Source organism: Paenibacillus yanchengensis (assembly GCF_042684845.1).
Classification (GTDB): domain Bacteria; phylum Bacillota; class Bacilli; order Paenibacillales; family Paenibacillaceae; genus Pristimantibacillus; species Pristimantibacillus yanchengensis.
In genome coordinates this window covers 52,670-60,704 of the sequence record NZ_JBHUMH010000051.1, presented here as the reverse complement: position 1 = coordinate 60,704, position 8,035 = coordinate 52,670, and the positions used below count along the sequence as shown (strand labels likewise).

Sequence of the window (8,035 nt, the reverse complement as noted above, 5' to 3'; positions counted from 1 at the left end):
TTTAAACTTCATAGTAGAGCATCTCCTAAGATAGAATAGTGCCTTCGTCCGGCCTATCTCTATCCTACAGGGATGCTTCCTTATTTACAAAGTCCAAATTTAACGCTCTACAGGAATGCTGAGCGAAAGGGATACGCCTTTAAATGGCTTAATAGAACAGCATATCCATCCTACTTTGTTTGTCACAATCAAAATTGTAGACAACTGAGGTATTTAATAAATACATTTGGATTGGTGATAAGTGCTGATTTGGAACGTTTTTAACTACTCGTAAACTGCTATACTTTACAGAAATCTTTTTCTATAGGTATCTTTATTGTTTGGAGGGACAGAGGTTATGAATGTGATATATAAAGCTAGTAAAGACATAAGTGTTGTGGATGTCATACAAGTGTTTAGAAACAGTGGGATTGTGCGACCAATTGATCAACCAGAGCGAATTCAAGCCATGTTGGATCATGCAGATATCCTTTTGACTGCTTGGACGGGGAATCGAATGATAGGGGTGGCGCGAGCAATAACGGATTGGAGCTATTGCTGCTATCTGTCCGATCTTGCTGTTGACAAAGATTTTCAAAAATTGGGAATAGGAAAGTCGCTCATTTATAAGGTACAAGAGGAGATTGGGGATGAGGTATCACTAATTTTACTAGCTGCACCCAATGCGATGACATACTACCCCAAAGTAGGATTTGACAAAATTGAAAATAGTTTTATCATCCAACGTAAGCGATAATGGATAATAATGAAGCTCCATATCAATTGTTATTCCTATGAGGGAGTACAAATGATGTGGAGCTTTTGTATTACAGAACATATGCTGTACGTTCCATTTTATTATTGGATTGCTCTATTTGATTACTATGGATATATAACAACCATCCAATTGCTGCTAAACTAGCATAGAACTCTTCATTTGTGCAATGTTTTATAGCTTAAATGATTGCTTTGTAAAATGAACTAATTAACTGAATAATACTGTTCAGTTGTTGAATAGAGGAGGAATAGTAATGAATACAGGGACAGAGTGGGTTAAAAGAGGAATGGCTGAAATGCAAAAAGGCGGAGTCATTATGGATGTGATGAATGCGGAACAAGCAAAAATTGCGGAAGCGGCTGGAGCAACTGCGGTTATGGCACTTGAACGGGTACCATCAGATATTCGTGCAGCTGGTGGAGTAGCCCGCATGGCAGATCCAACTATTGTTGAAGAAGTGATGAAGGTTGTATCCATACCTGTCATGGCGAAAGCTCGCATCGGACATTACGTCGAAGCTAAAGTGCTTGAATCATTAGGGGTAGATTATATCGATGAAAGCGAAGTATTAACTCCCGCAGATGAAATCTATCATATTAGTAAAGATGAATTTACGGTGCCGTTTGTTTGCGGTGCGAAAGATCTTGGTGAAGCTTTGCGTCGAATTGGAGAAGGAGCAGCAATGTTGCGTACGAAGGGTGAGCCGGGCACCGGAAATATTGTCGAAGCGGTCAGACACCTTCGCCTTGTTAATGGTCAAATACGTAAGGTGAAAGGTCTTTCCACTGATGAATTATTTAACGAAGCAAAGCTATTGGGAGTCTCTTACGAATTATTACAGCATGTCCATGAATTTGGCAAGTTACCGGTTGTTAATTTTGCCGCAGGAGGTGTCGCAACGCCATCGGACGCAGCTTTAATGATGCATCTTGGTGCTGATGGTGTCTTTGTTGGATCGGGAATTTTTAAGTCTGATAACCCGGAGAAATTTGCTCGCGCCATCGTTGAAGCAACAACACATTACGAAGATTATGCGCTAATTGCTGCAGTTTCTAAAAATTTAGGAACGCCAATGAAGGGGATTGAAATATCTAGTTTGCGTGATCATGAACGGATGCAAGAACGTGGTCAGTAATTCAACCTACCATCATGTATTTTAGATAGGTTGGTCAATGTATAAGAAGGGGGAGATTCTATTGAAAAAAAGTTATTTGTTTCCGACCTACAACAAGTTCCCCATTACATTGGTAAAGGGAGAGCAGTCGTCACTTTGGGACGATAAAGGAAATAGTTATCTCGATTTTATGACCGGTCTTGCCGTTTGTAATTTGGGTCATGTCCCACAAAAGGTTAAATTGCGCATTCAGGAACAATTGGATCAATTATGGCATGTATCAAATTTGTTTCATTTACCTACACAGGAAGCACTCGCTGAAAAATTAGCATCTATTAGTTGTACCGATTTGGTTTTCTTTTGTAACAGTGGAGCTGAGGCTAATGAGGCAGCAATTAAATGCGCTCGGAGATATCATCAGCGAGTACTAGGAAATAAACGATACGAAATAATTACGTTTGAGCAGTCTTTTCATGGTCGAACGCTGGCAACATTAACGGCGACAGGGCAGCAAAAAGTAAAGGAGGGATACTTGCCTTTGCCGGAAGGTTTTGTTCATGCCGTATTTAATGACATCCAAAGTGTCCAATCCAAAATAACAGACAAAACCGCTGCAATTATGTTAGAGCTAGTGCAAGGAGAAAGTGGCGTTCATTTAGCTGATCAAGCCTTTGTATCAGAGCTGTCTAATCTATGCGAACAACATGGTATCTTGCTTATTATAGATGAGGTGCAGACGGGTATAGGTAGAACAGGAAAGATGTTCGCCTATGAACATTACGGCATTGAGCCGGATATTATTACTTTGGCAAAAGGGCTGGCTAGCGGGTTACCAATTGGCGCAATGATGGGCAAAGAAAAGCTGAGAGATGCCTTTTCCATCGGTAGTCACGCTTCAACATTTGGAGGTTCACCACTACCTACAGCAGCGGGGCTGGCAACTATAGAAACATTAATAGAAGACGACTTGTTTGAACGAGCAACCAAAGCAGGAGCATATGCACTGGACGAGCTGAAAAAAGTTTTAAAAGCTAATCCAATCGTTTGTGATGTTCGAGGGCTAGGTTTACTTATTGGTATAGAACTTACGGAAGTAGTTAATCCGATTATTCAAAAGCTGCATCAAAGTGGCTTGCTTGTTTTGCCGGGCGGGACACATGTGATTCGATTTATGCCAAGTTTGTATGTAACTCATGATGAAATCGATCTAGCGATTCGCATACTTTGTAAAGTGTTGAGGGAGCAGAGAGGGGAAGTAATATGAAATATTTAGAAAAACAAGACCCGCCAGTGGCGAAAGCAATTCAACAAGAGCTTGCTCGTCAGCAGGATAAAATTGAACTGATAGCGTCAGAAAATTTTGTAAGTCGCGCTGTTTTGGAAGCTACAGGTACAGTATTGACGAATAAATATGCAGAAGGATACCCGGGAAAAAGATTTTATGGTGGATGCGAATTTGTCGATCAAGTTGAAGAGCTTGCCATTCAACGTGCCAAACTATTATTTGGAGCGGAACATGCTAACGTACAGCCACACTCTGGCGCACAAGCGAATATGGCAGTTTATTTTGCTACAGTTAAACCAGGTGACACCATTTTAGGGATGAATTTATCTCATGGCGGTCATCTAACACACGGGAGTTTAGCAAATTTTTCAGGAGAAATGTACAATTTTATTCCCTATGGAGTTGACGAGCGGACTGGGCGTATTGATTATGATCAAGTGCGAAAACTTGCTCATAAAAATCGTCCACGTATGATTGTTGCTGGGGCAAGCGCCTATCCAAGGCAAATCGATTTTGAAATATTCGCTCAAATTGCAAATGAAGTTGGTGCTCTATTTTTTGTAGATATGGCTCATATTGCAGGATTTGTAGCGGCTGGTTTGCATGCTAATCCAGTGCCTCACGCTCATATTGTTACGACGACAACACACAAAACGTTGCGTGGACCAAGAGGCGGCATGATTTTGTGCCGCGAACCATGGGCAAAAGCTATTGATAAAGCGATGTTTCCTGGTACGCAAGGAGGACCGCTAATGCATGTCATTGCTGGAAAAGCGGTTGCGTTAGGCGAGGCATTGCAGCCAGACTTTGTAACGTACATGGAAAAAGTACTTGAAAATGCGAAAGCATTGGCAGAGGGATTAATTAGTGAAGGATTAACGGTCGTATCAGGAGGAACAGATAACCATATTGTTCTACTAGATTTGCGCTCGATTGGACTGACAGGTAAGGATGCTCAAGCATTACTCGATGAGTTAGGAATTACGGCTAACAAAAACTCGATACCGCATGATACCGCAAGCCCTTTAGTAACAAGTGGTATTCGTTTTGGTACACCTGCAATGACGACTAGAGGATTGGGAACGAAGGAAATGAAAGAAATTGCGGAATTAATTAGTCTTGCTTTTAAAAATCCGAAAAATACGAATATAAAAGATCATATTGTAGGGCGAGTACAAGAAATCACATCTGCGTTTCCATTGTATGAAGGTCTCCAATAGTTACTAACTTTATAAACTGAAACACATTAGGAGTGAGACGTAGCGATGTACACCTATAACTTTAATGCGGGACCGAGTGCATTACCTCCGGAAGTTTTGCAGGAAGCGCAAGCAGAGTTTTTGAATTTTCAAGGAATTGGCGCATCAATATTGGAAATATCTCATCGTAGTAAACACTATGAAACTATTCATCAGGAAGCGCAACAGCGCATCAAACAGATGCTGGCTTTATCTTCAGAATATGAAGTTTTGTTTTTACAAGGAGGCGCAAGCGCGCAGTTTTCGATGTTACCGATCAATTTTTTGACTAAAGGAAAAACAGCGGGATATATAAACAGTGGAGCATGGTCGGAAAAGGCATGGAAAGAGGCACAGAAAATTGGAGAAGCAGTTGTTTTAGCTAGTGGAAAAGATAAGCAGTTTCAACAATTGCCCAACTTGCAAGTACAGAATATTCCAGAAGAATTAGTATATATTCACTTTGCCTCCAATGAAACAATTGGCGGTATCCAATATAAAACGTATCCTAAAGTTGGCGATATTCCTTTGGTGGCCGATATGTCCAGTGATATTATGAGTCGTCCTTTTGATGCCTCCCAATTTTCATTAATTTACGCAGGTGCTCAGAAAAACTTAGGTCCTGCTGGAGTTACCATTGTCATCGTTCATCGCTCTTTGCTAGACAGTATTCCTGAATCAACGCCTGATATGCTTAACTACGCTGTGCAAGCTGCCAACCAATCATTGTTTAACACACCTCCTGTTTTTTCGGTGTATATGATGAATCTAGTTTTAAAATGGATAGAGCAGCATGGCGGTCTCGAAGGAATGGCTGCACGCAATCAGCAGAAGGCGGACATACTTTACGAAGTGATCGATAGTAGTGATGGATTTTATAAAGGTCTTGCTCACAAAGACAGCAGATCTATTATGAATATAACGTTTGGTACAGAAAGCTCGGAAAAAGAAAAAAAGTTACTTCTTGAGCTGGAGCAAGCAGGATTTATTGGTCTAAAAGGGCATCGTGCCGCAGGACATTTGCGCGCTTCCATCTACAACGCCGTACCGTACGAACATTGTAAAGCATTAGCAGAATTTCTCGTTGATTTTCAAAGGCGAAATGCTTAGCCGCGCATTATAATAGAGCAGTTACTGACAACTGGCTTGACATATTGGAAAAATTAGCTTAATCTTTGAATTAATTAAATAAACCTGTAGTGATAAGTGAAGCACACCTATTCCATTCGGAGTAAGTGTGCTTATTTTTGTTTTCATTGGAAATAAAAAGGAGATGTGATAGTACTTATAGAATAAAAATGATGTGCATATAAGTCGAAAGGACGAGGTTCATCAGACCTAATTATATAAGGAGCTAGTGCTTTGTGATGCCAAATATTAACGGAGAAGGAGAGGTACATTTGTCAAAAAATATACTGTTAATAGTTCTGTGTGCCATGTTGTTTTCGATAGTTGTAATAGAAAATGTAGGAGCAGCATCGAATAGGAAGCAAGCGGATCGAAACGAAGTAATTGTAAGAACATCCTATATGGCAGAAAAAGAAGCCAGTGTCATTTTTACCATCGTCGGAATGGATGGAGCTTTTACATCATCAGTAATGCTTCCTAGTGGTAAAGTGATTCAAAATGAAAAGTCACAAAAAAACAATGGAAAATGGGAGAGCTATTATATGATACAGCCAGCGCAAAAAGGAACGTATACATTTAAAATTCAAGCACCAAAACAAGCTTATTATGCCATACATGCAGATGTACCACTGTTTGCAGATATTACGAATCACTGGGGGAAGAGTGTTATCGAAGAATTTGTAAAGAAGGGTATTGTTAACGGTAAGTCCAAAACGATGTTTGCGCCTGATGAAAGAGTGACAGGGGAAGAATTTATTAAAATGCTCGTTTTAGCTTTGACCGATCAAACAGATACAGGAGAGCGTAATTGGTCAAGACGTTTGCGTTGGAATGTGATTGACCAAGCGAAGAAAGAACAGCTAGATAGCGGAGAGTATAACTTTTCTATAAAAAAGGGAAAACATTGGTCAGAACCTTATATCGGTGCATTTGAAGATTTACAGTTTAATATAGCAACAAATCATTTCAATAAGGAATTAAAAAGAAAAGATGTTGCACTCATTTTGTCTAACGTCATTACCATGACCAACGATAGCAAAATTAAAACAGCAACGTTCAAAGATGTAGCTAAACTCGATACAGACTACAAACAAGCGATAGCTACAGTTAGCCAATTCAGTATTTTTAACGGTTATGCTGACGAGACATTTAAACCTGAACAGCCAGTAACAAGAGCAGAAGCAGTAACGGTATTAAGGCGACTGGTATTATTTTTAACCAATTAAAGGGGGATTTTTTATGAAAAAAGTAATCCTATCTATGATGGCTGCATTGTTAATGTTTTTGGTACTTCCAATAATGCCGAAAGCAAGTGCGAATGAAAATAGTGCAAGCGTACCATTCAACGACATAAGTACACATTGGGCAAAAAACAATATATTGCAAGCGTATGAAAAAGGGTTAGTAGACGGTTTTCCTGATGGCTCATTTCGTCCAGATGATGTAGTGCAAGCTGATCAATTCGTAGTAATGATGCTACGTGCCTTCTCCATGACAGAAGATGGTAGAACGACTTTTGATATGGCATGGTACGACCAATTGGCGGAATATCAACCTGGCTTTCTAGGGGAGATACGAGCGGCAGTTCGTAAAAACAACTTCGACTTCCAAACAGCAAAGAAAGGCTATTGGGCAAAACCATATATCGATATGTTATATGAAATGCCGTACTTGTTAGAGTTTGATGGTGTGTTCCCAAAAGAATATAAGCGATTTGAGAAGAATTTGAAGAGAGAAGAAGCGAGTTTTTTACTTGGAGAATGGTATAGCAAGTTTGAAGGTGGAGTAGAAAACAACTATCACGAGTTTGTAAGGAAAAACAGTGGATTGAAAGATTTTGTTACAGGTAGTGGATATGTAGCTGTTTACCATCCTACGATGCTGATAACAGGCATTATGGCAGGCTATCCAAATGGTTATTTCTATCCTAATCGCTATGTTACACGAGCTGAAGCATTAACAATGGTACTACGTTTACGCAATCCTGAGTTACGCACACCATACAAGCCGAACTTAAAAGGACAATATTACATGGAACTAAATGGAAAAATAATCTTGTTTCCAGATAAATTTAAATATGACACTTATAATAATATATTGGAATTAGCTGAAAAACATGTAACAAAGGGATATGTAGATGTTGCTCAGTTTTCATTGTCCATTTTCAAAAATAAAGATGATGCTGATAGTTGGATCTATTTAACTAAGATAGGTAGATACGAAATTCGACCACAAACCGAATTTGGTGTGACAGTGAGTTCTAGTGATGCGAGAGAAATTAGGATGCGTTATCCTAAAACGAGAAAAATGCCCAATAGCCAAGCCTTGTTTGATGCTGTAGTAGAAGTATTTGCTGGTAAAGGAAAAGGGAAAGAACTAAATAAACTAATGAAGTCTTATGAAAAAGATTTATCAAAAGAAAAGTACTTTACATTTAATAATCGCAAATATTCGATGGTAATGCAAAGTGGCGAAGATATTCTATTGAAATATAATTACTAGGGGGCAGGAAA

7 protein-coding genes are annotated in these 8,035 nt (G+C 39.4%); all 7 read left to right on the top strand.

The annotated features are described in order from the left end of the window. Positions 1-337: 337 nt before the first annotated feature. The 7 genes from ACFSTH_RS13495 (at position 338) to ACFSTH_RS13465 (ending at position 8,024) form a co-directional block, all read left to right on the top strand. The gene (locus ACFSTH_RS13495; protein WP_377769386.1) at positions 338-736 is read left to right on the top strand and encodes a GNAT family N-acetyltransferase; all 399 of its coding nucleotides are present in this window, start codon (positions 338-340) and stop codon (positions 734-736) included. A gap of 274 nt (positions 737-1,010) precedes the next feature. Beyond that, positions 1,011-1,892: a pyridoxal 5'-phosphate synthase lyase subunit PdxS gene (gene pdxS, locus ACFSTH_RS13490; RefSeq protein ID WP_377769385.1), complete on the top strand. Its 882-nt coding sequence runs from the start codon at positions 1,011-1,013 to the stop codon at positions 1,890-1,892. 37 nt (positions 1,893-1,929) lie between these two features. Next, positions 1,930-3,135, top strand: a complete 1,206-nt coding sequence (locus tag ACFSTH_RS13485; RefSeq protein WP_377769384.1) for an acetylornithine transaminase — start codon at positions 1,930-1,932, stop codon at positions 3,133-3,135. Then, positions 3,132-4,376 carry a serine hydroxymethyltransferase gene (locus ACFSTH_RS13480; protein WP_377769383.1) on the top strand — a complete coding sequence of 415 codons (1,245 nt, stop codon included), beginning with the start codon at positions 3,132-3,134 and terminating at the stop codon, positions 4,374-4,376. Before ACFSTH_RS13485 ends, ACFSTH_RS13480 begins: the two co-directional genes overlap by 4 nt. 45 nt (positions 4,377-4,421) lie before the next feature. Further along, positions 4,422-5,504 (top strand): 3-phosphoserine/phosphohydroxythreonine transaminase, encoded by a 1,083-nt coding sequence (gene serC, locus ACFSTH_RS13475; protein WP_377769382.1) that lies wholly within the window; start codon positions 4,422-4,424, stop codon positions 5,502-5,504. A gap of 257 nt (positions 5,505-5,761) precedes the next feature. Beyond that, positions 5,762-6,748, top strand: coding sequence for an S-layer homology domain-containing protein (locus ACFSTH_RS13470; RefSeq protein ID WP_377769391.1), 987 nt, complete (start codon positions 5,762-5,764; stop codon positions 6,746-6,748). 13 nt (positions 6,749-6,761) lie between these two features. Further along, entirely contained in the window at positions 6,762-8,024 is a 1,263-nt protein-coding gene (locus tag ACFSTH_RS13465; protein WP_377769381.1) for an S-layer homology domain-containing protein, read from the top strand. The last annotated feature ends 11 nt before the right edge of the window (positions 8,025-8,035 follow it).